Raw genomic sequence first — 26,508 nt, 5'->3', positions numbered from 1 at the left:
AAGTTCGCTTCAGTGACCGATACCTCGACATGCCAGACAATCGAGGTACCGGTTTTTTACACCGCCCGTAGCAGCCGACGCGGTTGGGCAGGAGCAGCAACCGCTGCAGCAGGAAGCACTTCTGCTTTTTCGGCCGCACCCGATTCCTCCGCAGTATTCACAAGCCGTACAAACACTTGGCCGTCATGCACCGGGCCCCGGCGCTTGGCGATATGCACATTGACGCCATCGGTCGCAGCAGACAACACGACACGCAACGGCGCCGGCGAGGGATTGTCCTGTGCCTTGGCGGGGCGAACCAGCCAGAACATCGTCTCCGAGGCCTGCGCCGCCAGCTGCAGACGCCGCAGCGCGTCGCCTTTGACATCCTGTTGCCAAAGAATCGCAGCACCGCAACTGCCGTTGAGCAGGATCTGCTCGGCAGCCCATAGCGTGTCCGCGGTGCGCGTGGATTTGAGCAGAAGGAGGTTGTCGGGATCAATGTTCGCAGCGCTCCACGCGGCGATCTGCGGCATGAAGGGCGGCGAGAGCAGGGCGATGCGCTTTGTCTTGGCAAGCGCGGCCAGCACCGGGCGCAGCAGACGAATTTCGCCGATGCCGTGCTGCTGCAGCAGCAATTCAATCAGCGTGGACTTCGGCCAGCCATTCCCGGGAAGCTCCGCGTCGAGACTGGCATAGCCGGTGCTGTGTGTATGCTGTACAGCAGAAGCCATCTGGTTGCCACGCCAGATCGCTTGCGAAAGCTCGCCGTCGAGCGCTTCCACCACGGCCGAAATTTTGTTATTAGCAACTGCCATAGTACCCGCACGCATCATTTCCAGCGATAAATGCTGTATTTTTATACAGCATAAACGCTAACAACCCGGAAGTAAATGCGGCGCGACAGGCGACGCGGGCTAACTCTGTTTTCGCTCCATGCTGTGCGCTATTTTTTGACCAAAGTTTGCGCAAGCGAGAATCCTCTTTCGTCGCGCAACCGAGGTTCGATTTTTCGTAGAGCGTAACGAAACCGGCTTTCTCTGGCGCATATCAAGAAGCTTGATTGCCACGTGCGTCTTGCAGCGATTTGACGGTGCTAGATTTCGTCGAAGCGCCCATGCGATACACGACCGTGCGTTACAGGAGACCTTCATGGCAGAAGCTGGATTGAGTTGGGATGACGAGCCCGAACGCCGGGCCTGGACCGCTGAATTGCTTACGGCGATAGAGACGCATTTGGCGGAACTTGAAGCCGGTAATCCCGAAGCATTCATTGCCGGATATGGCGCGCTTGCCAAGGACGGCAAGCTTCGTTATTGGGGTGAGCTGATTGTGGCGATGGCGCTTTACGAATCGAGCTGGAAGCCGGGGTGCGTCTATCATGAACCGGCGCCACTGGAAGAGGATTCGATCGGGCTTTTGCAACTCAGCTATTCGGATGGACCGGCCTATGGCCTTGAGCCGTTAAACCCCGCTGCCGACAGCCTGAAAGATCCGCTGATCAACCTGCGATGCGCGGTCAAAATCATGGCGACGTTGTTGCACAAGGACCAAACCGTTGCATGGACTAGCGGCAGCAGTCACAAAGGTGCGGCAAGGTACTGGTCAGTGCTTTGGCCGAACAAGAAGCTGGACGAGATCCGCTCGCGGGTACGGCAAAAAGTGCTGTCGTGATTTTTCAGGCAAAGAAAAACGGCGGCCATCGAGCCGCCGCTTTCATTCGGTGTCGCGATATCAGCGGTTCTTGACCGCATCCTTCACGTCGCCAGCGGCCTTTTGCGCCTTGCCTTCGGCTTGCTTGGCAACGCCCTTGGCCTGCTGCTTGTTGCTGCCCACGACCTGGCCTGCGGTTTCCTGCACCTTGCCGGCGATGTCCTTGGCCACGCCTTTGACTTGATCCTTGTTCATTGCGGACTCCTATCAGGTTGTTTGCCAACTCCGCTACATAGCGTGCCTCCAGCATAGCTCGACATTTTCGAGATGCCAGTAGGACAACATCTGCGATGACCGTAGGAAAACGTGCCTTTTTTTCCACGCTTTTAAAAACCTTCCGGCTTGCTCTAGGGCAATAATCCTCCTATTCTCGGCTGAGTGCCTACCCTTGGCACCGGCCTGTCTTCGATTTTTCGTATGTACGGACCCGCGCAGCGACTAACGATGAGAACGGCCATGCCACTGTGTTCCGCAATGCCGACCAAACACGCCAGAAGCCGCGGCGTGACGCTGGTCGAGTTGGTCGTGGCCATGCTGATCGTCGCCGTGCTCGCAGCCATCGCATTTCCGTCCTATCAGAACTACGCCAAGCGCGCCCGGCGCAGCGCGGCGCAAGCCTACCTGCTGGATCTGGCCCAGCGCCAGCAGGATTATCTGTTGAACGCGCGTGCGTATGCGGGCAGCGTCTCGCTGCTGAATTCGCCGGCGCCGCAGACAGTATCCCCCTACTATACGGTTAGCCTCACGACCTCTGCCGGCCCGCCAGCCGGATTCACGATTACCGCCGCGCCGGTTTCCGGCACGGCACAAGCCGGTGACGTCACGCTGACTGTCGACGGTACCGGCGCGAAAACGCCCTCGGGAGTGTGGTGATGGCCGGCGCCTGCAAGCACATTGCCCGCAATTGCGCCAAGGGTTTCACGCTGATCGAGGTGATGACCGTGCTGGCGATCGCAGTCGTCGCAACGGCTGTTGCGGCCCCCGCATTCACCGGCATGGTTGCGGCACAGCGCATCAAGAGCGCAGGCACGGACCTGTACCTGTCGCTGCAACGGGCGCGCAGCGAAGCGCTCAAGCGCAATGCGAGCGTAACCGTCCTCGCAAAGCCGGGAGGCTGGCAGGCCGGATGGCAAGTCGTGGATGCGGCCAGCAGCACCGTGCTGGAGGACCATGGCGCACTCACCGATGTGAATGTCTCCGGTCCGGCTTCCGTGCTGTATCGCTCCATGGGCAGGCTTGCCGCCGGTTCCGGCGTGTCCATCGTCGTCACCAGCACCAGCGGCGCATCGAGCGCGGCGCAATGCGTGTCGGTGGAATTGAGCGGCCAGCCCTTCGTGCAGGCGGGGCCAACGTGCTGACCGCCACTTTCCGAGTGTCGCGGCGCGCACACGGCTCCAGCATGGTCGAAGTCATGCTCGCCATCCTGATCCTGTCCATCGGGCTATTCGGGATGGCACGGCTGCAGGGCAGGGTGCAGGTCACCGAGGTCGAGGCCTACATGCGCGCGCAGGCAGCGCTGGCCATTGCCGACATGACGGAGCGCATCAATGCCAACCGCAGCGAAGCGGCCGCGTATCTGGGCACGGGCACGATCGGCACCGGCGACAGCCAGCCCGCGAGTTGTAGCGGGATAACCGATCTCGCAGCACGGGACCTGTGCGAATGGAGCAACCTGCTCAAAGGCGCATCCGAGAGCGGCGGCAGCGTCATGAACGCCCGTGGCTGCATTACGCAGATCCAGCCCCCGGTACTTGTCGCCGGTTCATGCCGGGCCGGCGTCTACCAGATCGTCGTCACCTGGCAGGGATTGAACAGTTCGGCGGCGTCGGCACTGAGCTGCGGTATGGGCCAGTACGGCAGCGACGACGGCGTGCGCCGCGCCATCGCTACGCAGGTCGGTATCGGCGTGCCGGGTTGCTGAGGCTGCCATGACCCGCCCGCCCATCAAAACGCAGCAGGGTGTGACCATCGTCGAGATGATGATCGCAATGACGCTTGGCCTGATCATCCTCGCCGTCACAACCGCGCTGTTCGTATCGAACTCGCGCACACAAGATGAAATCAAGCGTGCGAACCAGCAGATCGCCAACGGCCAGTACGCCGTGTCGCTCTTGGCCGACGGCTTGCGCAACGCCGGCTATCTCGCCGAATACGATCCAATGATGCTGCCCACGCCGACATCCCCCGATCCGTGCGCAACCGATATGCCCAGCCTCTTGGCGGCGCTGCCGATGGCCGTGGGCGGCGCAACGGGCGGCTCGCTACCCTCCTGCCTGTCGGATGTGAAGGCGGGCACCGATGTCGTCGTCATGCGCGGCGCAAGCACCTGCGCCATCGGCGACGTCGGGTGCGATCCGGCGGTGTCCGGCGCGCTGTACTTCCAGGCTTCCGGCTGCAACAGCGCCACCGAACTCGCCGCGGTCGATCCCACCGCCTATTTCGTGCTCGACACGAACATGGCGAACCTGAACCGGCACAAGGTCGACTGCAGCACGGCCGCGCCCATCCACCGCTATACCGTGGCGATCTATTTCGTCGCCAACAACTACCGACCCGGCGACGGCATCCCGACGCTCAAGCGCGCCGAACTCGGGCCCGGAGGCTTCACGGTGTCTTCGCTGGTCGAAGGCATCGAAAACCTGAAACTGGAATACGGCATCGACAACGTCACCACCCACACCGGTGTGCCGGCCTTCTTCACCAATGCGCCGGCAGACGATGCCTCCTGGCGCAATGTGGTTGCCGCACGCATCCATGTGCTTGCGCGCAGTCCGACCATGAGCGTTGGCTATACCGACACCCGCACCTATCAGATCGGCCCGAGCACCACCTTCACGCCAACCGGCAGCGACGCCCTGTACAAGCGGCATGTGTACGACACCTCCGTGCGGCTCAACAATGTCTCGGCGAGGAATTTGCCATGATTCAGCGAGCGGCCTGCCGCCAGCGCGGCGCATCCATGATCGTGGCGCTCATCATGCTGCTTTTGATGACGCTGCTGGGCCTGACGACGTACCGCTTGGGCGGCACCAGCACGCAGGTCGTGGGCAACCTGCAGCAGCACAACCAGGCGCTGGCTGCGGCGCAAAGCACGATCGAGCAGGTCTTCAGCAACGGCACCTTCCCGCAGAACCCCGGCAGCGCGTTGCCCGCGCCATGCAACGGCACGCCGAACACCAATTGCGTGGACGTCAACGGCGACGGCACCGCGGACATCACCGTGCAGATCGGCAGCCTGCCGGCGTCAGGACAGATGCAGGCCGCGCCGTGCGTGCAGCAGGTAAAGCCGATGCTCAACTCGGCGCTCAACCTGTCCCGACCGGACGACGCCGGCTGCGCGGTCGGGGTTGCGCAGTCGTATGGCGTGGCCGGCGCCAACAACACCATGTCGATGTGCGCCGAGACGCTCTGGGACATCGACGCCGTGGCAACCGACGCCACCGCGCAAGCCACGGCTACCGTCTCTGCCGGCATCAAGGTGCGCACGTCGACCGACGATGTGAATTCGACCTACAACTGCAATTAGCAAGGGGATTGCGATGAAAATGCGTTCGCGCATGCAGGCTGTGGCCGTGGCCGCATTGATGGCGGCCGGACTTCCGGCGCAGGCCGACGATATCGACATTTTCACCACGCCGAATACCGGGTCTGCCGGCGCGGTCAATGTGCTCATCGTCCTCGACAACACCTCGAACTGGTCATCGCAGAGCCAGGGATGGGCGGACAAAACCGCGCAGGGGCAGGCCGAAGTCACCGCACTTAGCCAGGTCATCGGCTCGCTCGGCAGCAACATCAATGTCGGGCTGATGCTGATGAGCACGAATTCGAGCAGCGTCGGCGGCATGGTCGTTTTCGGCATCAAGCCAATGGATGCGACAAACGTCTCGACATGGCAGCAATGGCTCGCCGCGCGCAACGCCAACATCACCGATTCGGCCTGGAAAGCTTCCAGCAGCGCCAACTATGGCGGCGTCATGTTCGACGCGTTCAAATACTTCGGCGGGTACACCAGCCCGGCACATGCCAATGACGGCATCGCAGGCTCGCCGCTGGACCGCACCCACTTCGGCCAAACGCGCTACGCCACATCGTTTCCGACGTCGCAGGTCGATCCGCAGGCCTACAGTAGCGACTTTTCCACCTATGTCTCGCCGATCACGAATCCCTGCGCGCGCAACATCATCGTCTTCATCGGCAACGGCTTTCCGAACCAGGACGACACGACGCTGTTGCCCAATGTCGGCGGGGACACGACGCCGGTGCTGCCGAATGCGATGGACAACGGCAGCAAGGTCTACAGCGGTGACGAGTGGGCGCGATTCCTGTACCTGACCGATGTGTCGAGCTTGGCCGGTCAGCAGAACGTCAACACCTATACGCTGGACGTATACGGCCCGAAGACCGGCCCCAGCCAGCCGACGCAATCGAACTACCTGTCCAATATGGCGCGCGCCGGCGGCGGCAAGTATTACACCGCGCAGTCGAGCAGCCAGGTGCTGGCCGCGCTCGAGCAGATCTTCACCGAGATCCAGAGCGTCAATGACGCCTTCGCCGCGGCCAGCCTGCCGGTATCGGCGACGAACCGGGCGCAGAATGCCAACCAGGTATTCATTGGCATGTTCCGCCCGGACCCGAACGCCGCGCCGCGCTGGATGGGCAACATGAAGCAGTACCAGCTTGCCAATAATGGCGCGTCGGTCGACCTGACCGACGCAATTGGCAACCTGGTGGTCAATCCGCTGACGGGGTTCGTGACCGCCTGCGCGACCAGCTTCTGGACGACGGATTCCGGAACCTACTGGCAAAGCGTCGCGGAAAACCCGACGCCCGCGGGAAGCTGCCCAGCCTCCGTTACCTCGTACAACCGCTTCTCAGACGCGCCGGACGGCCCGATCGTCGAGAAGGGCGCTGTAGCCGAAGTGATCCGCAAGGGGAACAATCCGCCGACGACGAACACCGCGCCGACATGGGCGGTCAACCGTACTGTCTACACCCAGTCGGGAACCGCCATCGTGCCGTTTTCAACCGCGAGCTCCGGGCTGTCGGCGCCGTTGGTCAATTACGTGCTGGGCCAGGACGTCAACGACGAAAACGGCAACGGCAATATCACGGAGACGCGCGCCTCGATCCACGGCGACGTGGTGCATTCACGCCCGCTGCCGGTCAACTACGGCGGCGCCACCGGCGTGACGGTCTACTACGGCGCGAACGACGGCATGCTGCGCGCCATCGATGCGGCGTCCGGCCGGGAGCGCTGGAGCTTTGTCGCGCCCGAGTTCTTCGGCAAGTTGCAGCGGCTGCAGACGAACAGCCCGCTGATCGCCTACCCTGGCATGGGTACTGGCATTACGCCCACGCCAACACCGAAAGACTATTTTTTCGATGGCGCAATCGGCGTGTTCCAGAACGCGGACAACTCCAAGGTCTGGATCTACCCGGCCATGCGGCGCGGCGGACGCATGCTGTACGGCTTCGATGTGACGAACCCGAATGCGCCAGCGCTGTTGTGGAAGGCAGGCTGCCCGAACCTGTCCGACGACACCGGATGCACGGCCGGAATGCAGGGCATCGGGCAGACGTGGTCCACGCCATCCGTGGCGCTCATCAAGGGATATTCCAGCACCGCGCCGGTGGTGATCGTCGGCGGCGGGTACGACAAGTGCGAAGACGCCGATTCGGCGTCGCCTTCCTGCACTACGCCGAAGGGCGCAGGCATCTTCATCTTCGATGCGCAGACCGGCGCATTGCTGACCTCATTTCCAACGCTACGCAGCGTCGCGGCTGACGTAGCGCTGATCGATATCGACGGCGATGGCATGGTCGATTACGCCTATGTGGCTGACACCGGCGGCAACATCTACCGAATCGGCTTCATCGACGCCCCCGGCACGAAGGCACCACTGCCGGCCTCAAGCTGGAGCATGAACCGAGTCGCGTATACCACGGGCGCTAACCGCAAGTTCCTGTTCGCGCCGGCGCTTCTGCAAGCCGGCAGCAAGGTCTATGTCGCGCTGGGCTCGGGTGACCGGGAACACCCGCTGCAAAGCCAGTACCCGGTGCGCTCGCAGATCACGAACCGCTTCTATGTTTATCTGGACGATCTGGCCGCGACCACCACGACGAATCTCGACGACACCATCGCCATGCTGGACAACACCTCGCCGAACAGCTGCAACCTGAGCGCGGCGCTGCCCAATGGGCCGTATCACGGCTGGTTCGTCAACCTGTCGGAACACGGTTACGGAGAACAGGTGGTGACGTCGGCCGTCATCGCCGGCGGCATGATCAGCTTTTCCACCAACCGCGCCGTGCCGCCGTCGGCCAGCAGCTGCTCGGCTGGGCTGGGCGAAGCGCGGGGATACTGGCTAAGCCTACTCAATGGCGCCGGCGCGATCGGCGTGCCGGGACTGTGCGGCGGAAACCGTTCCGCGATCTTCGCGGGTGGAGGCTTGCCGCCGTCGCCGGTGATGGGCACCGTCGTCATCAACGGCCGCCCGGTTACGGTGATCATCGGCGCGGCGCAGCGCCAAGGCGGCGTGAGCTCGCCGATCGCATCGCAGCAAGTGCGCCCGGCCATCAGCGGCAAACGCCGGATGATCTATCTGAAGTCGTCTGGCGTGAACTGACACCACATTTTTCATTGCGGCAGGGAAAGGTCAGGCATACACTGCATTTTTGAAACGCTATCCGCCTTTGCGCCATGTGCACGAAGCCGGCGGCCTGGATGACGGCGAGGCGCGAAAAGAGCATGAAGAGCAGACTGAAGACGCTTGCCGATGCCGGCGCTTTCGTACAGGCCGAGCGTCATGCGGCCGTCTCGCTGTGCAAGGAAGCTCACGGTCACCTGTACGACTTCCTTCAGGTGCGCGAAGTCGACATGAAATTTCTGTTCGACCACATCCGCAACTACGGCATTGCCGGCACGCTGATGTACGCCTCGCACCATGTCAACACCAGGCCGTCGATGTCATTCATCCCGCACTTCGGGGAATTCGCGGCGGCGGCTTTTGCCGTGATCTCGATCTTCCTGTTCATCATCAATTTTCTGCATGGCGGAGTGGCTTACCGCATGCGCTTCGGCAGGCCGCGGTTATGGATCTACGCCGTGCTGTCCGTCGTCTGGTTCCTGCTCATGGCGGAATTAATGGAGCTGCGCGTGGACACGCCGAGCGCGCCCGTTCCGCAAGTCGTGCAAAGACATCCGATGTAGCGTGCATCGCAGCCGCGCGCGGTCAAACCTGCGTTCGCTTCGCATACGAAGCCATCAATCCGAACCGGAAAATCCGAGGGTAGGATCGGCTACCTTTTCCCGTCCCGGTTTCTAAAATGCCACGCTCCAATCCTGAGGGGCCCGTCGTGCGCAGTAGGCAAGAGCGCATCGATGACGTCAACGAAGCAATCGCCAGTGCCGTCCTCGCGCGGCACACCCTTTCCCAGATACGCATCAAGAGCCTGACGAATCTTGACCGGTGGAAGGAGAAAGGAAGCTGGTGCGCGGAGTACGACGAATGGGAAACAATTATCGTCAATGGTTCCGAGGAAGATCTGATCGCGGCCATGACCGATGATCAGCATCGTTACGTGCACCTGCGCCGTTTCGCGCCTTACCGCGGCATTTTGGACGAGAGGCTACGCCAGGCAATCTGGAACGATGTCGTCTCCAGAAACAAATTCGAGCCGATGCGCGCAACACACAGCGTTTGAATGCAAATCGGGCCAAACGGGTTCGGTGAGACAAAAGCGTGACTCCCGACGCAAATCGCCAAGCTCCGCGTTAGAATGCAATTCGTATAAACGATTTATACCTTTTTGGAGAGAGACATGAACGCGAAAACCACCAAGCCAGCCGGCCAGGTTGCCGATCAGCCGGAAAGCGCGGCGGCAGTGCCGGAACTAAAATTGGCAGGGACCGACGCGGCTGCAGATGCAAAGGCAGCCAAGGCGGCGCCAGCCAAAAGGCCAGCGAAAGCGCCATCGCCGAAAGCTGCGAAAGCTGGTGCAGCTCCGGTGAAGAAAGCAGCCAAGGCGTCGCCCGCAAAAGCAGCCGACAAGGCAGCGGCGGCACAGCAAGCAGACAGCAAAACACGCGCTGTGGCAAAGACGGAGAAGGGCAAGGCAAAGAAGCCAAGGCTGACTCGGGACAGCTTCACGATGCCAGACGACGAATATGCGATGCTGGCCAATATCAAGCACGCCTGTCTGAAGGCCGGATTCGAAGTCAAGAAAAGCCAGTTGCTGCGCATCGGCATCGGCATGGTCCATGCGCTGGACATGGCAAGCCTGCGCAAGCGTATCGATGCGCTCACGCCGCTGAAACCGGGCCGCCCGAAATCTTCCAAGGCATGAGGCCGGCACGGGTGACGCCAGTCGTTGATGCGCAGGCTGCCGCCCTAAAGCCGTTGTATAGAGCCGACCGGATACGATGATCCGGCGGCATGTGCGGGAAGGGCTGCGCCTTCCCGCGAGGTTCAGATGACCTTGATGTTGGACGCTTGCGCGCCCTTGGGGCCGTTGACGGTGTCGAACGACACCCGCTGACCTTCTTTCAGGGTTTTGAAGCCTGCGTTCTGGATCGCCGAATAATGCGCGAACAGGTCCGCACCGCCTTCATCCGGGGTAATGAAACCCCAACCCTTGGGTTCGTTGAACCACTTCACCGTACCAGTAGCCATGTCTTGCTCTTTCCCAGAAAAATAATGTCACTGCAGCGTGGCTGCATCCCTCCGTCAAAGCGACGACCGCTCGACCGACTTTCCGCATGCCCGGCTCTCTAATGGCCGGGTTACGGGCCTCGACGGCAAAATATTGTTGCACAGCAATTTTCACAGGTCGAATAATTGGCGCATTTCGCCGTTTCGTTGCCGCAAATATCCTTTTTTTACCCTTCGATACGATGCTGAAGCGCAACATTGGCGGCTCATTCTCAATATTTTTCCTTTTAAACGAATCTTGTTGTGTTTTCATACGACTCATCGCTCTTTAGTATCCATGAAGCATCTAGCATCACGGAAACGTTCCGACTCGGCAGCGAAGCTTGTGCCAGCCGGGAGCGCGGCGCCGCCCGATGCATCATCGGCTGGCATGTAGATCGACCTCTGCGGACATGACTGAAACGTGAGCCTACCCCTTGCAGCACCGTGCGACGCGCACGTTCTTGTGACCCTCGCCGAATTACGCCAGCCCGAACGGGCGTGGGTTGATCTGCTGGACCGCCTGGGTCCGCGCGACATCTGGGAATTCACTCGCGTCATCAAGAACCGGCATGACAAGCTTGGCGGGTTGCCGATGACGAAGGCGCGTGTGCTCGCAGGCGCGGGCGATACGCCGGCGGCAAAGGATGCGAAGTACCAGATTCGCCGGGATTGGATGCTGTATTGGGTCTACTATTTCGCCAATGGCAGGCGCGGCACCATGGAGGAACTGCTTGGCTTCGGCAAGTCTTACCTGGCCCAGTTCCTCGACGCGAATTACTACGGCGGGAGAAGCATCGGCGATACCGCCGCGAGGACGATCGAAGTCCGGCTTGGCATGCCTGAAGGCTGCATGGATCAGCCTTTTTTCCCGTGCACGGATCTGCCGCAGACGTGCGACACCGCGCCGCTATCCGCGATGCAGCGACAGTGGCTGTTGCTACTGCCGGGCCTGTCCGAGGACGAAGTGCGCGAGTTCTCGATCATGTGCCATGCGCGGCGCCGCCATAACCTCGAACTGATGCAGCACTGCGGCTTCTTCGCCTCGCCGTCACGTCCGTTGGAACCGCATTCTCCCGCCATTCGGGACATCTACGCCAACCGCCGCGCCTGGTTGCTGCGCTGCGTGGACGAGGTGGCCGACAAGAAGCGCCACAGGATGGCCGCCATGCTCGGCCTGTCGAATTCGGCACTGTCCCATTACTTGTCAGCGAACTATAAGAACGGCACCGGATTCAGTGAAAAGCGCGCGCGCAAATTCGAATCGCGGCTTGGCCTGCCCAACGGGACCTTCGACACGCCGTTCGACGAACGCTGCGGCATGGCGGCGCGTGAATGCTACGGCACCTTCCTCGAATCCCCTGTGACAGGAAATTCTCCAATTTCTCAATTAATTTCTCCCAACTCCACAAATTAAGCGACTTGGTAACAAAACGGCCAGTTTCGTTTAGTTTTTTAAGCGAGGCCCGTAATGCAGTTATGCAACGCGGCTCAATCTCTTAAGCGCCGCCAGCACAAAGAGCCGCTCTACACCTGAACGAATAAGCCGAACGCTACTGAGGAGAGGGAAATGTCTTCTGTCATCAATACCAATATCGCGTCGCTCAATGCGCAACGCAACCTGTCGACCTCGCAGTCGAGCCTGCAGACCTCGCTGCAACGCCTGTCCACCGGCCTGCGCATCAACAGCGCCAAGGACGACGCCGCAGGCCTCGCGATCTCCCAGCGCATGACCGCGCAGATCAACGGCTCCAACCAGGCCGCCCGCAACGCCAACGATGGCATCTCCCTCGCCCAGACTGCTGAAAGCGATCTCGGCCAGATCGGCGACCGCCTGCAGCGTATCCGCGAACTGGCCGTGCAATCGGCCAATGCCTCCAACAGCCCGTCCGACCGCGCCGCGCTGCAAACCGAAGTCTCGCAGCTGAAAGACGAGATCGACCGTACCGCGTCGAGCTCGCAGTTCAATGGCGTGAACCTGCTCGACGGCAGCTTCACCGCGCAGAACTTCCAGGTCGGCGCAAACGCGACGAAGAACGACCGCATCACCGTGGCCGCCATTGCCAGCGCCAAGACCACCCAGCTCGGCGTGGCCGGCCAAACCTCGAGCGCCACCGTCACCTCCGGCGTGATGACCCAGGCGCTCGGCGCCGGCGACCTGACCCTGAATGGCCAACAAGTCGGTCCGTCCAACATCGGCAGCCTGCCCGGCCAGTCGGCCTCGAGCGCCTTTTCGGTGGCGCAAGCCATCAATGCCGTCTCCGCGCAAAGCGGCGTGACCGCTACCGCCAACGCCACCTCCGTGGCCGGCGGCGCGGCTACCGCCTTCGGCGCGATCGCCGCCAACAAGAGCTTCTCCATCAACGGCGTGGACGTGGGCGCGATCGCTGCCGGCGGCACCGCTGCAGGCCAGGGCGCAAACGTGGCAGCAGCGATCAACAAGGTCAGCTCGCAGACCGGCGTGACCGCCACCGCCGACGTGACCACCGGCGCGCTGACGCTGACGGCCACCGATGGCCGCGATATCTCGCTCGGCATGACCGGCAGCGCTGTCGACGCCGCGACCGCAACGGCGGACCAGACCGCGCTGCAAGCGGCAACCGGCCTGACTGTCGGCACGAAAGCCATCACTGGCGGCGCGGCCGGCACCACCGTCGACACCCACGGCACCGTGTCGCTGTCCAGCACCAGCTCCAGCGGCATCGTGATCGGTGGCGGCCATGCGGCGTATGCCGGCCTGACCACTGGCACCACCAATGCCACCACGGTGTCCTCGGTGGACAGCGTGGCCAACGTCGACATCTCGACGGCAGCCGGTGCTCAGAAGGCGCTGGCCACCATCGACGGCGCGCTCGGCCAGGTCAACACGGCCCGCGCGAACCTGGGCGCACTGCAAAACCGCTTCACCGCAGTGGTCAGCGGCCTGCAGGCGCAGTCGGAGAACCTGACCGCTTCGCGCAGCCGCATCCAGGACGCCGACTTCGCCTCTGAAACCGCGAACCTGGCGCGCAGCCAGATCCTGCAGCAGGCCGGCACCGCGATGCTGGCCCAGGCCAACGCGCTGCCCAACGGCGTGCTGTCGCTGCTGCGGTAATCGGTAGCGGCGCGCGCCGCGATGTGACTGACGCAATGAGTGCGGCGAAGCGGAAACCCTGATTTCCGTTTCGCCGTTGTCCATAGGAGAGACAGATGAGTATTCCGGGACTTCCAGCAAACCCGACCACCGCCTCCGTGGGCGCGGCAAGCGCGTCGGGTGATGCCCAGGCGCGACACCGCGCCGCCGACACCGCGCAGGGCTCTGGCTTGCCGGCATCAAGCACCACGCCGGATGCGCACGCTGTCGAACAGGCCGTCAACAAGCTCAACGCCGCCATGGCCGAACGCTCGAGCAACATCACCTTCAGCATCGACGAGGCGTCCGGCAAGACGCTGGTCAAGGTCATCGATTCGCAGTCCAAGGACGTGCTGATGCAGATTCCTTCGCAGGAAGCGCTCGCCATAGACCGGCAGATCGACCGGTTTCAGGGCTTGCTGGTCAAGACCCAAGCGTAACAAGGAGCCATCATGGGCATTTCCTCCCCGGGAATCGGATCGAACCTCGACGTCAACAGCATCGTCACGCAGCTGATGCAGGCCGAAAGCCAGCCGCTCGTGCAGATGCAGCAAAAGGAAGCGTCGTACCAGACCAAGCTTTCCGCATACGGCCAGATCCAGAGCGCGTTTTCCACCTTCCAGTCGTCACTGTCCTCCTTGACGACGGTAGCCCAATTCCAGGCGGCGACGGCGAACGTGTCGGACAGCACGGTGTTGAGCGCCTCTGCCACGTCGATTGCCACGCCCGGCAGCTATTCGCTGTCGGTTTCCCAGCTCGCGCAGGCGCAGAAACTCGCCAGCGCCGGGCAGGCCAGCGACACTGCCGCCATCGGCGCAGGAACGCTTACCTTTGATTTCGGCACGATCGCCAACGGCACCATCGACACATCGGGCAAGTACACCGGCGCGACGTTCACTTCCAGCGGCGCAGGCACCAAGACGGTAACGATCTCGCCGACGAACAACTCGCTTTCCGGCATCCGCGACGCCATCAATGCGGCCAGCATCGGCGTGACCGCCTCCATCGTCAACGATGGCAGTGCGTCGCCATACCGCCTGGTGCTGACCGACAGCGCCACCGGCGCGGCCAACAGCATGAAAATCTCAGTTGCGGGCGACGCCGGGCTGTCCAACCTGCTGTCGCAGGACCCGGCAGGCACCACGGCGCAGCAAGCCATGTCCGAAACCATCACGGCGCAGGACGCGAAAATGACGGTTGACGGCCTTGCCGTTACCAAGCCCAGCAACACCGTCTCCGACGTCATTTCCGGCGTCACCCTGAACCTTACCAAGACCAATGCGGGCACGCCGACCACGCTCACCGTTGCGCGCGACTCCGGCAGCGTGACGCAGGCAGTCACGAAGTTCGTCAACGCCTACAACACGATCAACACCGCGCTGACCAGCGCCACGGCCTACGACACCAGCACCAAGACGGCGGGCCCGCTCAACGGCGACACCCTGGTGATGAACGCGCAGGCAAAGCTGCGTTCGCTGCTGTCGAACCCGGTTGCCGGCGCCAGCTCGACCTACAACACCCTGTCATCGATCGGCGTGTCGTTCCAGAAGGACGGAACGCTCGCGGTCGACAGCACCAAGCTCAACAAGGCGCTGACCTCGAATTTCAACGATGTGGCGGCGATCTTCGCTGCCGCCGGCAAGGCAACCGATAGCCTGGTGAGCTACACCGGCTCATCGGCGGCCACCAAGGCGGGCAGCTACGCGCTCAATGTCACGCAGATGGCTACCCAAGCGGCTACGACTGGCGCCAGCGCGGCGGGGCTGCAGATCACCGCAGGCCAGAACGATGGGCTGACCGTGAACCTCGACGGACTCAGCGGGGAAGTCCTGCTTGACGCAGGAACCTACGCCAGCGCGGACGCACTGGCCGCCGCGGTCCAATCGAAGATCAATGGCAATCCGGCCTTCGGCGGCGCATCGGTCAAAGTCACACAAACCAATGGCGTGTTGACGCTAACCTCGGCTTCCTATGGCAGCTATTCCGGCATCAGCATCGGCGGCAATGGCGCGGCCAACCTCTTCGGTGGCACGCCTACGCTCGTGAATGGCACGGATGTCGCCGGCACCCTCAACGGCGTAGCAGCTACCGGCCATGGCCAGATCCTGACCGGCGCGACCGGCGACGCCTCGGCGGGCCTTCAGGTCGTCGTGTCCGGAGGCGTACCCGGCGACCGCGGGACGGTGAATTACTCCCGTGGCTATGCGACCCAACTCAATGACTTCGTCAATGCCTTCATCGGCAGCGACGGCATCCTCGCCTCGGGCACGGACGGCATGAACCGGTCGATCAAGGACTTGCAGAACCAGGAAGCGGCCGAGCAGGTGACCCTCAACAACAAGCAAACCGCGCTGCGCGCGCAGTTCACTGCGCTCGACACGATGATGGGCCAGTTGACCGCTACCAGCTCGTACCTCACGCAGCAGCTCAGCATGATCGCTGCCCAGACCCCCGCCTAAACCCAGCCACGCAGGACGCCAATGATGGATAGCGAAACCGTAATCAAAACCTACGAGGCAATGGCCGCGACTTCCCGGGACATGCTCGCGGCGGTGCAGGCGCGGGAATGGGACACATTCGCCGGTCTGGAAAAACATGTGAGCGAACTTGTGGAGCAGCTGCGCCAGGGCGACTCCGGCCAGTATGACACCGAGATTCAGACCCGCAAGAGCGCGTTGATCACCGAGGTATTGAGCCTGCATCGCCAGACGAATGATCTGCTCATTCCGTGGCGCTCGGCGGTCGGCGCAATGCTGGGCGGCGTGAGCGCATCGCGACGCCTGGTCGCCGCCTATGGATGCGGTAAGGCGCCGGGGTAGGGCGTTGCCGCGACTTCTCTGGAAGTCAAATCAGGACAATTCTTTATCTGCAGGAGGAAATATGTTCGGTTCAGCACCCCGCGGCGCGGGCGCCTATGCGCGAGTCGGCGTGGAGACCGGCGTCTATGCCGCATCGCCCCATCAACTGATCGTCATGCTGTACGACGGTGCAATCGCCATGATCAACGACGGCATGCGCGAGATGGCAGCCGGCAACGTCGCGGCCAAGGGCCGTGCGCTGTCCCGCGCAATAGCAATCGTCAGCGATGGCCTGCGCGTGTCGCTCGACAAAAGCGTCGGCGGCGAGCTTGCGCACACACTCGACGCCCTCTATGCGTACATCGTCGAACAGCTGGTCTACGCGAACCGGCAGAACGATTCGGCAAAGCTCAGTGAAGCCAGCCGCATCCTGTCCGAACTGCGCAGCGCCTGGCGCGCAATCGACACGCAAGCGGCACCCCCTGTGCCGACCGAAGCGGCCGTGGCCAGCACCGCATGAGCCGACGCGGCGCGTATTTTCCCTAAAGTGTCTTTAGTGCGACATTAAGGATAATTTAGGGATAATTTATTTCGGCTTCGCCACGCCACTTGTAATATGGAAATACGACCTTTCGCCCGCTGATTGAAGCAGTGTCCGGCCGCGGCAAAGTGTTTCCCTGTCAACAGCAGGCGCATGCAGGCAGTGCGCAAAGTGGCGAGCATGACCATTCCCGTACTGGATCACCTGGCGGCTTATCGCGACATCAAGCCGGAAATCGACCAAGCCATGTCTCGCTCCGCTGCTGCCGGCTGGCATGTCGGCGGCCCGGATGTGGCCGAGTTTGAAAGCGAGTTCGCCGCCTACCTCGCGGTCAAGGACTGCCTCGCGTTCGCCAGTGGCCGCATTGCGCTCGTGATGGCGCTGCGCGCCGTGGGCGTGAAGCACGGCGATGAAGTCATCCTGCCCGCCAATGCCATGCGCGCGAGCTGGGACGCGGTGCACGAATGTGGCGCAGTCGCCGTGCCGGTCGACCCGCAGTGCGACACCGCGCAGATCGACCCGGCACTCATCGAGGCGGTAGTCACTCCACGCACGAAGACGATTCTGGTATCCCACCTGTATGGCATTCCGGCCGATATGGACGCGGTGCTCGCCGTCGCGCGCCGGCGCGGCCTGAAGGTCGTCGAAGATGCATCGCATGCGCTGGGCGCCTGCTACAAGGGCCGGCGTATCGGCGCGCATGGCGACGCGGTGGCGTGGGGATTTTCCAATCTGGGTCGCTTCGGCTCGGACGACTGCGCTGGGGCGGTCACGACAGATAACAGGCTGGTCGCGCTGCGCCTGCGCATACTGCGGGACTGCGAAAGCGACTCCGGATGCGGCAGGGCGGGTAAAGGCCGCAGCGCCAGCATCGATCCGGTGACGGCGGCGGTCCTGCGCGTCAAGCTTTTGCATCTGGACGCCTGGAACCGGCAACGCTGCCTGGTTGCAGCGTACTACCAGCAGCGCATCGACCGATCGGCCCTGACGCTTCCCGTGGTACCGGCGCTGAGTTCATCGTCGTGGCACATGTTCGTCGTGCGCCATGCGCGCCGGGACAGCCTGCGCACCGCGCTTGCCGCGGCGGGCATACAGACCGCCATTCCGCATGAACAGCCGCACGGCGCCGACTCTGCCGAGGCTTGCGCCGCCGGGCCGAATGCTTCTGCGCTATCGGCGCGCATGGCAAGCCAGTCCATAAGCCTACCGATGGGCGCGCACCTGACAGCCGAACAAATCCACTTCGTTGTCTCGATCCTCAATTCCCTTGCAGCGCACGAATGAGTGCCCCTGCATACGCATGGTTTCGCAACGCCCAATGGGCAATTTTGATCGCTCGACCCTCACTACGGTTACACCACTGAGAGGAAGGATCGTATGAAGAAGTTATTCTTAACCGCTGCTGTCGCGCTGGCCTGCAGCGCCGCAGTATCGGCGCATGCCACGGACATCGGTGTATCCGCTGACGTCGGCACCACCGGCGCCGGCCTGCACTTCAGCGTGCCGCTGCGCCCGGACCTGAACGTGCGTTTTGGCGTCAATACGTTGTCGCACTCGTTCAGCGGCAGTGCGTCCAATGTCAACTACGACTTCGACGCCAAGCTGCAGACCTTCGACGCGTTGCTGGACTGGTTTCCGCGCGCCGGCAGCTTCCGCATCTCGGGTGGCCTGATCTACAACGGCAACCACATCGATGCCACTGCGCGCCCGGACGCGAGCGCGTCATATACCTTCAACGGCGTGACCTATACGAGCTCGGACATCGGTTCGGCCAACGGCCGCATCGACTTTCGCAAGTTCGCGCCGTATCTCGGCATCGGCTGGGGCAATGCCGCGGCGAAGAATAAGGGCTGGGGCTTCACGGCCGACCTGGGCCTGATGTTCCAGGGTTCGGCGTCGGTGTCGTTCAATGCCGTATGCGGCCCGACGGCGGATGCCACGCCAGGCGGGTGCGCCGCGCTGCAGGAGAACGTCGCAGCCGAGCAAGCCAATCTGGCCAACAAGATGGATGGCTACACCGTCTACCCGGTCGCCCGTCTGGGAGTGACGTACCGCTTCTAAGCATCCTCCGGCGCGTGTCCCGTGCGCCATGCCATCCATTGGCGCGTGGGGCACGATCCCTCAAGGATGGAGGGAGCGAAGGCGCCGGATTTCTTCCACGATCTGCGCTCCACTGCCATGCCCTACACCTGTTCTGCCACGCAACTGCCCGAGGTCCTTGTCCTCGAACCGAAAGTCGTCAATATCGATCGCGGATTCTGCTTCGAGAGTTTCAGCGCCCGCGACTTCCTGGAAGCCACGGGCTACCACAATCCCTTTGTGCAGGACCTGCATACGCGCGCTACTCATGGCGTGCTGGTCGGCATCCACTATCAAATCCATCATCCGCACGGCAAACTCGTGCGCGTCATCGCTGGCCGGGTTTTCAACGTGGCCGTGGACCTGCGCAAATATTCGCCGAGCTTCGGCAGATCGGTCGGCATGGCAATCAGCAGCGATAAGGGCCAGCAGCTTTGGATCCCGCCTGGATTCGGCCACGGCTTCGTTGTGCTGTCCGACGCTGCCGAAGTGCTCATCAAAGCCACGGATTACGCCTACGCTGGGCACCAACGCAGCGTTCGCTGGAATGATGCCGATCTCGCGATCGCTTGGCCTGCCGTCGGCACCCCGATTATTGCGGCTGCGGACGCTCAAGCGCCATGTCTGCGCGACGCCGAACTTTTCATGGAAAACCGTCTGCTGTCGACACAGCGGTGGAAGTCGACGCGGCAGTTCCGCGGCCAAGTACAGGTATCGAACCGGCTGCAACCGCGGAATGCCTAAAGACGCAATGGGCAGCACCAACTGGTGCGCCCTTATACCGAAACCGCACAGTTCTTATGGCGAAAAGAGATTTCCACTCAACACGGGACATCCTTATAGTCGAGTGGTCTCCTCCAGCCTCCAAAAGGATGGATTACCCGCTCCACGTGAGCGGGTTTTTTTTTGTCGTATAAGACCCAACAATTTGCGCCTTAACGCAAATTCTCCCGTCTAATTCCCAACCTTTTGGTTGTTTATAAAACATCGCCCCATATCGTCGGTGTATATCGAGGCTCTGCAATGACCGGTTGATATCCGACAATTGCATACTGCAATGACACGCGCGGATACTTTACCAACGGAAACTATTTTGAGAAAATGGCATCACTACGGAGGGAGAGCATGCGTGGTGATGAGACAAAAAAAGATCGGTCCATTCCAGACCCCGGGAATCGGGATGCCGCAGTCAGACCCATTGCTGGATCGACTGCTCGATCGATTGAACACGGCGTCGAATTCACCGCACTGGCGCACCCATCGGGCGGCGGCGCAAGGCCTGAATGACCCCTCCGCCGCGGCGCGCACGCTCAAGGTAGCGCCAGGCCGCGTTATTCAGCTTATCCGGGCCGGCGCGGTGCCTTTGCATGCGGTGGACGATCGTTATCAGTACGTGCGGGTCAAAGAAGTCCGGCAGGCGCTCGACGAGGAAACCAAGCGGCTCGCCGCGTAGCGCGAATGAGGCGGGCCAACCGGCTAGATCTGCTCGATGGAATGCACGATCGACGCAACCGCCTCGCCGTCCTTCACCGTCCATGCCGCGATATCAATATTGCCCTCTTGCGCAGGCTTGTCCGTGAGCTTGACTGACACCAGCGGAATTTTCGCGTAGTCGATATGCAGTACACGGCCGCTTCGCAGATAAATCAGGTCGCTGTCCGCGGCCTGCCTTTCCACCCGCCGGATGTAAATTTTGCTCGCCTCGAGTGCGACCAGCAGCGAGTCGGTCGTGGGACGAAAACAGACGGTAGGGGCGCTCATGGTGACGACACTCTTGTACTGAAAGTTGGCGCTTCATTATGACGCACAAGGGGATACTGTCCTATCCGTGCTCGGCGCATTCGTGCCGGGAAACAACAATTCGACTGCAACTGTGCACGGCGTCACCATGCAGCCCGCCATGACAAGCAACATCAGTGCGGGCGGTCTACCGGCCGGCTCCGCGTCGATGTGGAGAGGGTCCGGAATACCACAGTACCCTTGCCGCCATATTTGGCGTCCACCACGCCGTTGTAAGCCGCCTTCATCACCGCATGCGCATCCACGGCAAGATCCGCGACCGTCACGACGCAGGCTGTAAAGCGAACCTCGGGCAAATGGTGCGGCAAAGCGGATAGCTCATCATTGAGCGAGTCCAGTGCCAGGGCTGCGCCGTCGCGCGAGGCGTCCTGACTCAGCAGCACAAACTGGTCGCTGCGAACGCGGCACGCGACATCGCCTGGTCGCCGCACCTTTTGCAGCGCGTCGCCGACGGCATGCAGCACACGATCGCCGGTGTCAAAGCCATGAAGACGATTGATCTGCCGGAAGTCATCAAGATCGATGAAGGCCACAACAAATGGCATCTGCTTGCTGATGCAATGCCGTACCCGCGTGCGAAGGTGATCCATGAAGACGCGGTGATTGGTCAGGCCAGTCAGTTCATCCTTTCCCAACAGCGCATGGGCCATCTGCCAATAGCGTCGCAGCGCATGAATGGCGACGGCGCCAGCCAGATAGACGCAAACATGGTTGAACCAGCGCCACGCTTCGACGGACAGACCGGACGGGCAAGTGCCCGGAGTGCCGTCTGCCCATGCCTGCGCGCACGCGCCGAACAGCGCCAGCGCCGATGCTTGCCAGCGATGAGCAAACCAGGCTGTCGCGGCCACAGGTAGAAGGTAGAAGAAGGAAAACGTGGTGCAAGGCCCTGTCATGCGGTCAACGATCGCAAGCCAGGTTGTCACGGCAAGCGCTATTAGAAACCAGTATGCCGGCCGGATGCTGCCGAAGGTGAGCATCCTCGAAGGCATGGCGAACCTCCCTTTCCCTATCGCGCTTTTTGTATTGTCAACAAACTATCACACTTTTCAATTGCTATAGCTTTTAGAGCACAATCTTTGTAGATATCGCGTCCCAAAGTAGAAAAACCCGCATTTCCAGCGGGTTTTATGTGCAAACTGATTAGCGAGAAATTATGCCGAATTAGCTGTAGTCAATAATTCGGCGCTCAGTGCGCGGCCGCGACTGCACAGGACTGTGCCTGCGACCATGTGCCGATTTTTAGACTTTAGACTTCGCTGCGGCGTCTTTGAGATCCGGCGAGGAGCGGAATTTCACGCTCTTTTTAGCCTTGATCTTTACTGCAGCGCCGGTGTTCGGATTGCGACCCGTGCGCGCGCCGCGCTTGATGACGGAAAACGTGCCGATACCGGAGAGTAGGAAGCGGCCTTCCTTCTTGACGCCAGTCTGGATGACCTCGATGAGCCGATCGAGCATAACCCGCGCCTGCGGCTTCGTCACCTGTGCAGAAACAGCCAGGGCTTCAATCAGTTCGGACTTTTTCAAATGTCACTCCAAGGGTATCTAAAATGTCGAGTTTTGCGCAGCCGTGTCCAGTCTGCGCCCGGTACGTGCATGGATTCATTGTAGCGAATTCCCTGCCGTGGGCACGTGAAACGCAAATAAATCGCCACTCCACCGACAATAAGTTGCATACACGAAACAGTAATTGACTATTTATTAACTGACGCGGCGCTGACGCGACGGGAACAGGTTTTGACAAAACCGGGATGTGCCCCGTTGGCATTTTAGTAGTATAGGCAGCGGTTTCGCGCGGAATGTACTTTTACCATATATAGAGAGTTTACAATTAATTGTAAAGCGAAGGCTTAGCCTGAGGCGACACCTGTTATGATTATTCGCATCGATTAGCGTATATCAAATTACGAAGCGACTTTCTCGCAAATGATCGCGGTGATGCGCGTGTTTTTGGCCGCCGCGGGTCCAGCGGCGCCCCTCGTTTTATCTCTCGGAGTTCGTCTTGTCCGCTGCCTTCAAAAACCTAGTTCGGCGCTTCTTTTCGCGCGGTGCGAAGCCGGGATCGGAACATCCAGATTTTGATGGTGATACAGATGCGGCAATCAAGGCGTCGCAGAGGGAAGAACGCCGCCTGTCACTAGCTGCTTATCGCCGCCTGTGTGCGGACCTCGATGCACCCACGTTCGAGCAGATGCGCAATTTTGCGCTATACGTGTCCGAGATCCATCCCTGGCACAAGCTGCTGCCGCCCAGCCATTCGCAATACCCGTTCTACTTCTACATCGATCCCTACGCTGGCATGCAGCGTATTCGGTTGAGCGACGAGAAATTCGACGTGGCCTGGCGGGATCGTACCGGCTTTCATCATTCGTGGCTGCCGACCGATGTTTATCGCGAGCGCTTCGGCTTCCTGGCCTATGCCAATGGCAAGGCGCCCGGCGTGGCCGACGCCAGCGGCTCGGGCCCGGTACGCGTAGCCTCAGACTTTTTCCCGTATATCTGGGATAGCAAAACCAAGCATCTGCTTGAGCTACCCTTCGAAATACTCGAAGCCGGCATGTACCACGGTAACAGCTTCGTCAGCCCCCGCGCGGCACTCATTCTTCCTGGCTTGCTGCGAAAGGAAGAGCCACTCGTATGGCCTGAGGCAAGCGGTGGCGAAGCGATTGTCACGCTGATGCGCGAGCGCATAGCACAGCTCGAGGCGCAATATGGTGTCGAAGGCGTTGCGGACGGAACCGAACGCGTTCCCTATGGCGTGGATGAAGACGCTATACCGGATGAAGTGCTATACGAACTGACGGTTAAGGAGCGCATACGGCAGATCGATCTAATGGCCGCGATGGCTCAACGTGCTTGCTCATTGATCTATCCGCGTATTAACCGCGAGCCCTTCCACTATTGAACGGCGACATTGCCGGGCGCATCGTGTGTCGCTGCGCTCGCCGGCGGCTCGATGCGGCGTGCTTGTGGGTTGCCCAACCACTTCCGGCAGCCATACAGGTTGAGGCCAAGATTCACAACATGGTTCAGCCCGACTGCCGGCAGGTGCGCGGACAACGCATAGGCAATCCAGAGCATGGATGAGACCATCCAGAAGATCGACACGTACCTCACAAAGCGCCCATTCTGCGCCCACAGCGTCGAGCCTACGAACCCGAAGAGCAGGGCGCCGGTGTCAAAATAATTGCCCATGGCTGCTAGAACCGCGCCGACCTGCCGCCGTCGACAGGCATGCAGATACCCGTGACGTACTTTGCCGCGTCCAGGTAGCTGACTGCCTGCACGACCGCATGCCACGAGCCGGCTGTGGCCATCGGTATTTCAGCCAAGGTCTTCTCCTTCGCCGCATGGCTGTAAATGCTTGGATTTTCCGGCCACGGAAGCGTCCCCGGCAGCACGGCATTGATCCTCACCTGTGGGGCAAGCTCGATGGCGAGCGTCTTCGTAATCGAAATCAGGCCGGCCTTGGTCGCCACATACGGCGCGAACTCGGCAACACCGCCGGTCGCCTGTGCGTCGGCAATATTGACGACGCTACCCTGCGCAGCACGCAACAGCGAAAGGCACTGCTGTATCAGGAAAAACGGGCCGAGGAGATTGGATTCGAGCAGATCGCCGAATTCGTCAGGCGTGACGCTCTCCACGGAGGTTTTCATGAAGGTAGAAGCGTTGCATATCAGCAGATCGAGTTCCGCGGTATAGCCCTGCGCCCATCCTGCGATCATGCTGGCACTGCGCTGCGAGGAAACGGCGGTGCGCAGACAGTGCACGTGCGCGCCAAGTGACTCCGCCAGCGCCGTGCCCTCTTCGAACGACCACTGGCAGGTGAATAGGACCTGCCAGCCTTGCTGCGCAAAATGCTCCACCAGTGCGCGGCCGAGCCGACGGGCCCCGCCGGTAATCAAAACCGTCTTCATAGCGGCGCAGGCATCCCCGGGTGGCACGAAAAGCCATGGCGCTGCGAAGTGCGAATCCAGCTTTGAACCATCATCGCGATGTCGGTCGCCCAGTACACGCCCTCGGCGGTCATGGCGATCGACGCGGCTCCGTTCAAGTCGCTGACTTCAGCGCACAGCGGGCGCTCACGGTCAGTAATGCATGTGGCCCAGATCGACACGCCTCCGCTGCCGTCGCTCAGTGGTTCGTAATTGACGTTCCATCCTGCCTTTTCCGCGCCGCCGAAGCAGAAGCGGAATGCCTCGCGCGCCTTCTCGACGTCCACGCGCTGCATATGGCAGATCCAGAACAGCCGCGGATTGTTCGTACCGCACCAGAACCGATACGGGCCGTCGTACGCATGGATCGTGAACGTGCGCCCGTCCAGAACATAGGCGGTGTCCGTCGATGCGACCGACACACCGCTGCCATCCATTGAGACGACGCGCTGGCAAGCGCTTTGTATACCCTCGAGCAGCGCGCCGGCCGCAATCCGCACCGTCTTTTCGACTGGCTCGTTCGCCAGAATGAGCGTCGAGCGGGGAATACCGCTTCGCAGTGAATTCATGGACATTTCTCCCTGTCGCTATTCCCGGTACCAGACCCGGATCGCCTCGGCGTGCCGGTCCTTGATATTCGAGACCAGGGTTTCGCAGTTGAGAACGTTGATGTTGTTGGCCTTGATCCAGTCATTCATGTCGGCCAGGTGCGCGTGCGCAGGCGACTGAGAGAACGGTTGAGAGTGCGACACGGAAAGGCGGCCGAAATCACGAAAATTGATTGTCATATTGGAAAATAATCGTTCTGTCGGGTGCTACACCGGCACATTTATGTATGTCAACAATTGATTGTCGCACGGAAACCGCTTTTTCTTATCTACGATTCTTGCTTTTCGCGACTTATCTTCTGATTTTTTCCACACTCCGGCTTTTTGGATAAATAGTGGCGCATACTGGTTGGCGATAGTTGCCCACAGCACTTCTGAACTCATGCGCATCATCCCGCTCATTGCCGCTGTTCTGCTCCTTGCCACGGAACCGTCTGTGGCAGGCGAGCAGGCCGGCGCGCTTCAACCCGGCATGGATCCGGAAGCCATCATCACTGCGATTGATGCCCCAAGCATCCAACCGTCTGCGCTGAGTATGCGGCGGCAAGTCCACCATGCGGTCAGTCCGCATGACCCGGAGTTGGGCCGCCCGGTTTTCTTTTCCGTCGCCGGCTTGATACTGGCAATTGGCCTTGGCGGCTTTATCCGCTCCGTGTCGGACGCAGCTAAGGCGCGTCGCAAGTAGGCGGCCAGGCACTACAATGCCGCCACCATCTTTGTGTGCGCCTGCATGAAATCTTCTCTCGCTGCCTTCTTGTTCCTTCTTGTACTGGCCGGGTGCGGCACCACACCCCATGCGCCGTATGCGCCACATGCGGCGCCAGCCCGCATCACTGCCGACACCTTTCGCAATGAACAGGACGCCTCGCCCGCCGCGCGTGAAGTTGCGTTCTACGCGTTGATGCTGCTGCAGACTGGTTACGAGTTCGGCGGCAAAAATCCAGAAAGCGGATTCGATTGCTCGGGTCTGGTCAGCTATACCTTTCGGGAAGCGGCTGGCATATCGCTAGAGGGAAATGCGGCATCGATGGCGCGCGAAGGACGTGAAGTGGCTGTCACTGACCTGAGATCGGGCGACCTGGTGTTTTTCAACACGCTCGGCCGTCCGTTTTCGCATGTCGGCATTTACTTGGGGCGCGGCGAGTTTGTCCATTCACCTAATTCACGGGGAAGGGTGCGCGTGGAAAAACTGACCAACCGCTATTGGTCTCGCCACTTCGAAATGGCGAGGACGCTGTTGAACTAAGCGT

General features: G+C 61.1%; 33 protein-coding genes and 1 pseudogene. 23 read left to right on the top strand and 11 right to left on the bottom strand.

Annotation, left to right across the window (positions count from 1 at the left end; genetic code table 11):
- Window positions 1-56: 56 nt before the first annotated feature.
- Window positions 57-767, bottom strand: coding sequence for a translesion DNA synthesis-associated protein ImuA (gene imuA / locus JJB74_RS14955; RefSeq protein ID WP_200592817.1), 711 nt, complete (start codon window positions 765-767; stop codon window positions 57-59).
- A 364-nt stretch (window positions 768-1,131) separates the two neighbouring features.
- Here imuA and JJB74_RS14950 point away from each other — a divergent pair, with 364 nt between their 5' ends.
- On the top strand, window positions 1,132-1,653 hold the full coding sequence (locus tag JJB74_RS14950; protein WP_200592815.1) for a transglycosylase SLT domain-containing protein: 522 nt from the start codon (window positions 1,132-1,134) through the stop codon (window positions 1,651-1,653).
- A gap of 60 nt (window positions 1,654-1,713) precedes the next feature.
- Here the strand turns inward: JJB74_RS14950 and JJB74_RS14945 are convergent, their stop codons facing one another.
- Window positions 1,714-1,887: a CsbD family protein gene (locus JJB74_RS14945; RefSeq protein ID WP_200592813.1), complete on the bottom strand. Its 174-nt coding sequence runs from the start codon at window positions 1,885-1,887 to the stop codon at window positions 1,714-1,716.
- Window positions 1,888-2,148: 261 nt separating this feature from the next.
- Here JJB74_RS14945 and JJB74_RS14940 point away from each other — a divergent pair, with 261 nt between their 5' ends.
- The 9 genes from JJB74_RS14940 (at window position 2,149) to JJB74_RS14900 (ending at window position 10,038) form a co-directional block, all read left to right on the top strand.
- Window positions 2,149-2,565: a type IV pilin protein gene (locus tag JJB74_RS14940; RefSeq protein ID WP_234484204.1), complete on the top strand. Its 417-nt coding sequence runs from the start codon at window positions 2,149-2,151 to the stop codon at window positions 2,563-2,565.
- Entirely contained in the window at window positions 2,565-3,050 is a 486-nt protein-coding gene (locus JJB74_RS14935; RefSeq protein ID WP_200593461.1) for a GspH/FimT family pseudopilin, read from the top strand. The genes JJB74_RS14940 and JJB74_RS14935 overlap by 1 nt, the downstream gene beginning before the upstream one ends.
- On the top strand, window positions 3,044-3,613 hold the full coding sequence (gene pilV, locus JJB74_RS14930) for a type IV pilus modification protein PilV (RefSeq protein WP_200592811.1): 570 nt from the start codon (window positions 3,044-3,046) through the stop codon (window positions 3,611-3,613). Before JJB74_RS14935 ends, pilV begins: the two co-directional genes overlap by 7 nt.
- A gap of 7 nt (window positions 3,614-3,620) precedes the next feature.
- The gene (locus JJB74_RS14925; RefSeq protein WP_200593460.1) at window positions 3,621-4,616 is read left to right on the top strand and encodes a PilW family protein; all 996 of its coding nucleotides are present in this window, start codon (window positions 3,621-3,623) and stop codon (window positions 4,614-4,616) included.
- Window positions 4,613-5,218 carry a PilX N-terminal domain-containing pilus assembly protein gene (locus tag JJB74_RS14920; RefSeq protein WP_200592809.1) on the top strand — a complete coding sequence of 202 codons (606 nt, stop codon included), beginning with the start codon at window positions 4,613-4,615 and terminating at the stop codon, window positions 5,216-5,218. Before JJB74_RS14925 ends, JJB74_RS14920 begins: the two co-directional genes overlap by 4 nt.
- Window positions 5,219-5,231: 13 nt before the next feature.
- Window positions 5,232-8,318 (top strand): pilus assembly protein, encoded by a 3,087-nt coding sequence (locus JJB74_RS14915; RefSeq protein ID WP_200592807.1) that lies wholly within the window; start codon window positions 5,232-5,234, stop codon window positions 8,316-8,318.
- 122 nt (window positions 8,319-8,440) lie between these two features.
- On the top strand, window positions 8,441-8,902 hold the full coding sequence (locus JJB74_RS14910) for a hypothetical protein (RefSeq protein WP_200592805.1): 462 nt from the start codon (window positions 8,441-8,443) through the stop codon (window positions 8,900-8,902).
- A gap of 116 nt (window positions 8,903-9,018) precedes the next feature.
- Window positions 9,019-9,396 carry a hypothetical protein gene (locus JJB74_RS14905; RefSeq protein ID WP_200592803.1) on the top strand — a complete coding sequence of 126 codons (378 nt, stop codon included), beginning with the start codon at window positions 9,019-9,021 and terminating at the stop codon, window positions 9,394-9,396.
- A 117-nt stretch (window positions 9,397-9,513) separates the two neighbouring features.
- On the top strand, window positions 9,514-10,038 hold the full coding sequence (locus tag JJB74_RS14900) for a hypothetical protein (protein ID WP_234484203.1): 525 nt from the start codon (window positions 9,514-9,516) through the stop codon (window positions 10,036-10,038).
- A 122-nt stretch (window positions 10,039-10,160) separates the two neighbouring features.
- Here the strand turns inward: JJB74_RS14900 and JJB74_RS14895 are convergent, their stop codons facing one another.
- Entirely contained in the window at window positions 10,161-10,364 is a 204-nt protein-coding gene (locus JJB74_RS14895) for a cold-shock protein (protein ID WP_200592801.1), read from the bottom strand.
- 442 nt (window positions 10,365-10,806) lie between these two features.
- On the opposite strand from JJB74_RS14895, the gene JJB74_RS14890 reads away from it, so the two are divergent.
- From JJB74_RS14890 to JJB74_RS14845, 10 genes and pseudogenes are all read left to right on the top strand, one after another.
- Entirely contained in the window at window positions 10,807-11,799 is a 993-nt protein-coding gene (locus JJB74_RS14890; RefSeq protein ID WP_200592799.1) for a hypothetical protein, read from the top strand.
- A gap of 153 nt (window positions 11,800-11,952) precedes the next feature.
- The gene (locus JJB74_RS14885) at window positions 11,953-13,476 is read left to right on the top strand and encodes a flagellin N-terminal helical domain-containing protein (RefSeq protein WP_200592797.1); all 1,524 of its coding nucleotides are present in this window, start codon (window positions 11,953-11,955) and stop codon (window positions 13,474-13,476) included.
- 95 nt (window positions 13,477-13,571) lie between these two features.
- A complete protein-coding gene (locus JJB74_RS14880) occupies window positions 13,572-13,934 on the top strand; it encodes a flagellar protein FlaG (protein WP_200592795.1) in 363 nt (120 codons plus the stop codon).
- A 12-nt stretch (window positions 13,935-13,946) separates the two neighbouring features.
- A complete protein-coding gene (fliD, locus tag JJB74_RS14875) occupies window positions 13,947-15,953 on the top strand; it encodes a flagellar filament capping protein FliD (RefSeq protein WP_200592793.1) in 2,007 nt (668 codons plus the stop codon).
- 21 nt (window positions 15,954-15,974) lie between these two features.
- Window positions 15,975-16,313 carry a flagellar protein FliT gene (locus JJB74_RS14870; RefSeq protein ID WP_234484202.1) on the top strand — a complete coding sequence of 113 codons (339 nt, stop codon included), beginning with the start codon at window positions 15,975-15,977 and terminating at the stop codon, window positions 16,311-16,313.
- Between the two features lie 61 nt (window positions 16,314-16,374).
- Window positions 16,375-16,812, top strand: a complete 438-nt coding sequence (fliS, locus tag JJB74_RS14865; protein WP_200592790.1) for a flagellar export chaperone FliS — start codon at window positions 16,375-16,377, stop codon at window positions 16,810-16,812.
- 201 nt (window positions 16,813-17,013) lie between these two features.
- The gene (locus tag JJB74_RS14860; protein ID WP_200592788.1) at window positions 17,014-18,117 is read left to right on the top strand and encodes a DegT/DnrJ/EryC1/StrS family aminotransferase; all 1,104 of its coding nucleotides are present in this window, start codon (window positions 17,014-17,016) and stop codon (window positions 18,115-18,117) included.
- A 93-nt stretch (window positions 18,118-18,210) separates the two neighbouring features.
- Window positions 18,211-18,894, top strand: coding sequence for a hypothetical protein (locus JJB74_RS14855; protein WP_234484201.1), 684 nt, complete (start codon window positions 18,211-18,213; stop codon window positions 18,892-18,894).
- A gap of 117 nt (window positions 18,895-19,011) precedes the next feature.
- Window positions 19,012-19,557, top strand: a pseudogene (gene rfbC, locus JJB74_RS14850) (dTDP-4-dehydrorhamnose 3,5-epimerase); the annotation flags it as partial.
- Window positions 19,558-20,092: 535 nt separating this feature from the next.
- Window positions 20,093-20,365 (top strand): hypothetical protein, encoded by a 273-nt coding sequence (locus JJB74_RS14845; protein ID WP_200592786.1) that lies wholly within the window; start codon window positions 20,093-20,095, stop codon window positions 20,363-20,365.
- A 23-nt stretch (window positions 20,366-20,388) separates the two neighbouring features.
- On the opposite strand, the gene JJB74_RS14840 is transcribed toward JJB74_RS14845, so the two are convergent.
- From JJB74_RS14840 to JJB74_RS14830, 3 genes are all read right to left on the bottom strand, one after another.
- Complete coding sequence (locus JJB74_RS14840; protein WP_200592784.1) at window positions 20,389-20,673, bottom strand: hypothetical protein; 285 nt, start codon at window positions 20,671-20,673, stop codon at window positions 20,389-20,391.
- A 152-nt stretch (window positions 20,674-20,825) separates the two neighbouring features.
- The gene (locus JJB74_RS14835) at window positions 20,826-21,692 is read right to left on the bottom strand and encodes a GGDEF domain-containing protein (protein ID WP_200592782.1); all 867 of its coding nucleotides are present in this window, start codon (window positions 21,690-21,692) and stop codon (window positions 20,826-20,828) included.
- Between the two features lie 262 nt (window positions 21,693-21,954).
- Entirely contained in the window at window positions 21,955-22,239 is a 285-nt protein-coding gene (locus tag JJB74_RS14830) for an HU family DNA-binding protein (protein WP_200592781.1), read from the bottom strand.
- Between the two features lie 475 nt (window positions 22,240-22,714).
- On the opposite strand from JJB74_RS14830, the gene JJB74_RS14825 reads away from it, so the two are divergent.
- Window positions 22,715-23,617, top strand: coding sequence for a hypothetical protein (locus tag JJB74_RS14825; RefSeq protein ID WP_200592780.1), 903 nt, complete (start codon window positions 22,715-22,717; stop codon window positions 23,615-23,617).
- Here the strand turns inward: JJB74_RS14825 and JJB74_RS14820 are convergent.
- Genes JJB74_RS14820 through JJB74_RS14800 form a run of 5 tightly spaced genes read right to left on the bottom strand, consistent with a single transcriptional unit; the run spans window position 23,611 to window position 25,642 of the window.
- Complete coding sequence (locus tag JJB74_RS14820) at window positions 23,611-23,907, bottom strand: hypothetical protein (protein ID WP_200592778.1); 297 nt, start codon at window positions 23,905-23,907, stop codon at window positions 23,611-23,613. The two genes, JJB74_RS14825 and JJB74_RS14820, sit on opposite strands and share 7 nt — an antisense overlap.
- Window positions 23,908-23,912: 5 nt before the next feature.
- The gene (locus JJB74_RS14815) at window positions 23,913-24,632 is read right to left on the bottom strand and encodes an SDR family oxidoreductase (protein ID WP_200592776.1); all 720 of its coding nucleotides are present in this window, start codon (window positions 24,630-24,632) and stop codon (window positions 23,913-23,915) included.
- Complete coding sequence (locus tag JJB74_RS14810) at window positions 24,629-25,219, bottom strand: hypothetical protein (protein WP_200592774.1); 591 nt, start codon at window positions 25,217-25,219, stop codon at window positions 24,629-24,631. Before JJB74_RS14810 ends, JJB74_RS14815 begins: the two co-directional genes overlap by 4 nt.
- An 18-nt stretch (window positions 25,220-25,237) precedes the next feature.
- Window positions 25,238-25,438 (bottom strand): hypothetical protein, encoded by a 201-nt coding sequence (locus JJB74_RS14805; protein ID WP_200592772.1) that lies wholly within the window; start codon window positions 25,436-25,438, stop codon window positions 25,238-25,240.
- Between the two features lie 27 nt (window positions 25,439-25,465).
- Window positions 25,466-25,642 (bottom strand): hypothetical protein, encoded by a 177-nt coding sequence (locus JJB74_RS14800; protein WP_200592770.1) that lies wholly within the window; start codon window positions 25,640-25,642, stop codon window positions 25,466-25,468.
- On the opposite strand from JJB74_RS14800, the gene JJB74_RS14795 reads away from it, so the two are divergent.
- Together JJB74_RS14795 and JJB74_RS14790 are read left to right on the top strand one after the other, a co-directional pair.
- Entirely contained in the window at window positions 25,641-25,943 is a 303-nt protein-coding gene (locus JJB74_RS14795; RefSeq protein WP_200592768.1) for a hypothetical protein, read from the top strand. The genes JJB74_RS14800 and JJB74_RS14795 overlap by 2 nt on opposite strands.
- A gap of 33 nt (window positions 25,944-25,976) precedes the next feature.
- A complete protein-coding gene (locus JJB74_RS14790; protein ID WP_325170130.1) occupies window positions 25,977-26,504 on the top strand; it encodes a C40 family peptidase in 528 nt (175 codons plus the stop codon).
- The last annotated feature ends 4 nt before the right edge of the window (window positions 26,505-26,508 follow it).

The sequence above is a fragment of the Noviherbaspirillum pedocola genome (assembly GCF_016632335.1).
Lineage (GTDB): Bacteria > Pseudomonadota > Gammaproteobacteria > Burkholderiales > Burkholderiaceae_D > Noviherbaspirillum_A > Noviherbaspirillum_A pedocola.
The sequence above is the reverse complement of the archived record's forward strand: the minus strand, read 5'-3'. Positions and strand labels throughout refer to the sequence as shown.

What these genes read in the sequence shown, in the direction of transcription:
- JJB74_RS14895 (WP_200592801.1), bottom strand. Translation starts at nt 10,364, where the DNA reads ATGGCTACTGGTACGGTGAAGTGGTTCAACGAACCCAAGGGTTGGGGT.
- JJB74_RS14910 (WP_200592805.1), top strand. Translation starts at nt 8,441, where the DNA reads ATGAAGAGCAGACTGAAGACGCTTGCCGATGCCGGCGCTTTCGTACAG.
- JJB74_RS14885 (WP_200592797.1), top strand. Translation starts at nt 11,953, where the DNA reads ATGTCTTCTGTCATCAATACCAATATCGCGTCGCTCAATGCGCAACGC.
- JJB74_RS14935 (WP_200593461.1), top strand. Translation starts at nt 2,565, where the DNA reads ATGGCCGGCGCCTGCAAGCACATTGCCCGCAATTGCGCCAAGGGTTTC.
- JJB74_RS14900 (WP_234484203.1), top strand. Translation starts at nt 9,514, where the DNA reads ATGAACGCGAAAACCACCAAGCCAGCCGGCCAGGTTGCCGATCAGCCG.
- JJB74_RS14925 (WP_200593460.1), top strand. Translation starts at nt 3,621, where the DNA reads ATGACCCGCCCGCCCATCAAAACGCAGCAGGGTGTGACCATCGTCGAG.
- JJB74_RS14855 (WP_234484201.1), top strand. Translation starts at nt 18,211, where the DNA reads ATGAAGAAGTTATTCTTAACCGCTGCTGTCGCGCTGGCCTGCAGCGCC.
- JJB74_RS14835 (WP_200592782.1), bottom strand. Translation starts at nt 21,692, where the DNA reads ATGCTCACCTTCGGCAGCATCCGGCCGGCATACTGGTTTCTAATAGCG.
- JJB74_RS14880 (WP_200592795.1), top strand. Translation starts at nt 13,572, where the DNA reads ATGAGTATTCCGGGACTTCCAGCAAACCCGACCACCGCCTCCGTGGGC.
- JJB74_RS14950 (WP_200592815.1), top strand. Translation starts at nt 1,132, where the DNA reads ATGGCAGAAGCTGGATTGAGTTGGGATGACGAGCCCGAACGCCGGGCC.
- JJB74_RS14795 (WP_200592768.1), top strand. Translation starts at nt 25,641, where the DNA reads ATGCGCATCATCCCGCTCATTGCCGCTGTTCTGCTCCTTGCCACGGAA.
- fliS (WP_200592790.1), top strand. Translation starts at nt 16,375, where the DNA reads ATGTTCGGTTCAGCACCCCGCGGCGCGGGCGCCTATGCGCGAGTCGGC.
- JJB74_RS14820 (WP_200592778.1), bottom strand. Translation starts at nt 23,907, where the DNA reads ATGGGCAATTATTTTGACACCGGCGCCCTGCTCTTCGGGTTCGTAGGC.
- JJB74_RS14810 (WP_200592774.1), bottom strand. Translation starts at nt 25,219, where the DNA reads ATGAATTCACTGCGAAGCGGTATTCCCCGCTCGACGCTCATTCTGGCG.
- JJB74_RS14805 (WP_200592772.1), bottom strand. Translation starts at nt 25,438, where the DNA reads ATGACAATCAATTTTCGTGATTTCGGCCGCCTTTCCGTGTCGCACTCT.
- JJB74_RS14815 (WP_200592776.1), bottom strand. Translation starts at nt 24,632, where the DNA reads ATGAAGACGGTTTTGATTACCGGCGGGGCCCGTCGGCTCGGCCGCGCA.
- JJB74_RS14800 (WP_200592770.1), bottom strand. Translation starts at nt 25,642, where the DNA reads ATGAGTTCAGAAGTGCTGTGGGCAACTATCGCCAACCAGTATGCGCCA.
- JJB74_RS14920 (WP_200592809.1), top strand. Translation starts at nt 4,613, where the DNA reads ATGATTCAGCGAGCGGCCTGCCGCCAGCGCGGCGCATCCATGATCGTG.
- fliD (WP_200592793.1), top strand. Translation starts at nt 13,947, where the DNA reads ATGGGCATTTCCTCCCCGGGAATCGGATCGAACCTCGACGTCAACAGC.
- JJB74_RS14915 (WP_200592807.1), top strand. Translation starts at nt 5,232, where the DNA reads ATGAAAATGCGTTCGCGCATGCAGGCTGTGGCCGTGGCCGCATTGATG.
- JJB74_RS14905 (WP_200592803.1), top strand. Translation starts at nt 9,019, where the DNA reads ATGCCACGCTCCAATCCTGAGGGGCCCGTCGTGCGCAGTAGGCAAGAG.
- JJB74_RS14940 (WP_234484204.1), top strand. Translation starts at nt 2,149, where the DNA reads ATGCCACTGTGTTCCGCAATGCCGACCAAACACGCCAGAAGCCGCGGC.
- JJB74_RS14945 (WP_200592813.1), bottom strand. Translation starts at nt 1,887, where the DNA reads ATGAACAAGGATCAAGTCAAAGGCGTGGCCAAGGACATCGCCGGCAAG.
- JJB74_RS14845 (WP_200592786.1), top strand. Translation starts at nt 20,093, where the DNA reads ATGCCGCAGTCAGACCCATTGCTGGATCGACTGCTCGATCGATTGAAC.
- JJB74_RS14860 (WP_200592788.1), top strand. Translation starts at nt 17,014, where the DNA reads ATGACCATTCCCGTACTGGATCACCTGGCGGCTTATCGCGACATCAAG.
- JJB74_RS14870 (WP_234484202.1), top strand. Translation starts at nt 15,975, where the DNA reads ATGATGGATAGCGAAACCGTAATCAAAACCTACGAGGCAATGGCCGCG.
- JJB74_RS14840 (WP_200592784.1), bottom strand. Translation starts at nt 20,673, where the DNA reads ATGAGCGCCCCTACCGTCTGTTTTCGTCCCACGACCGACTCGCTGCTG.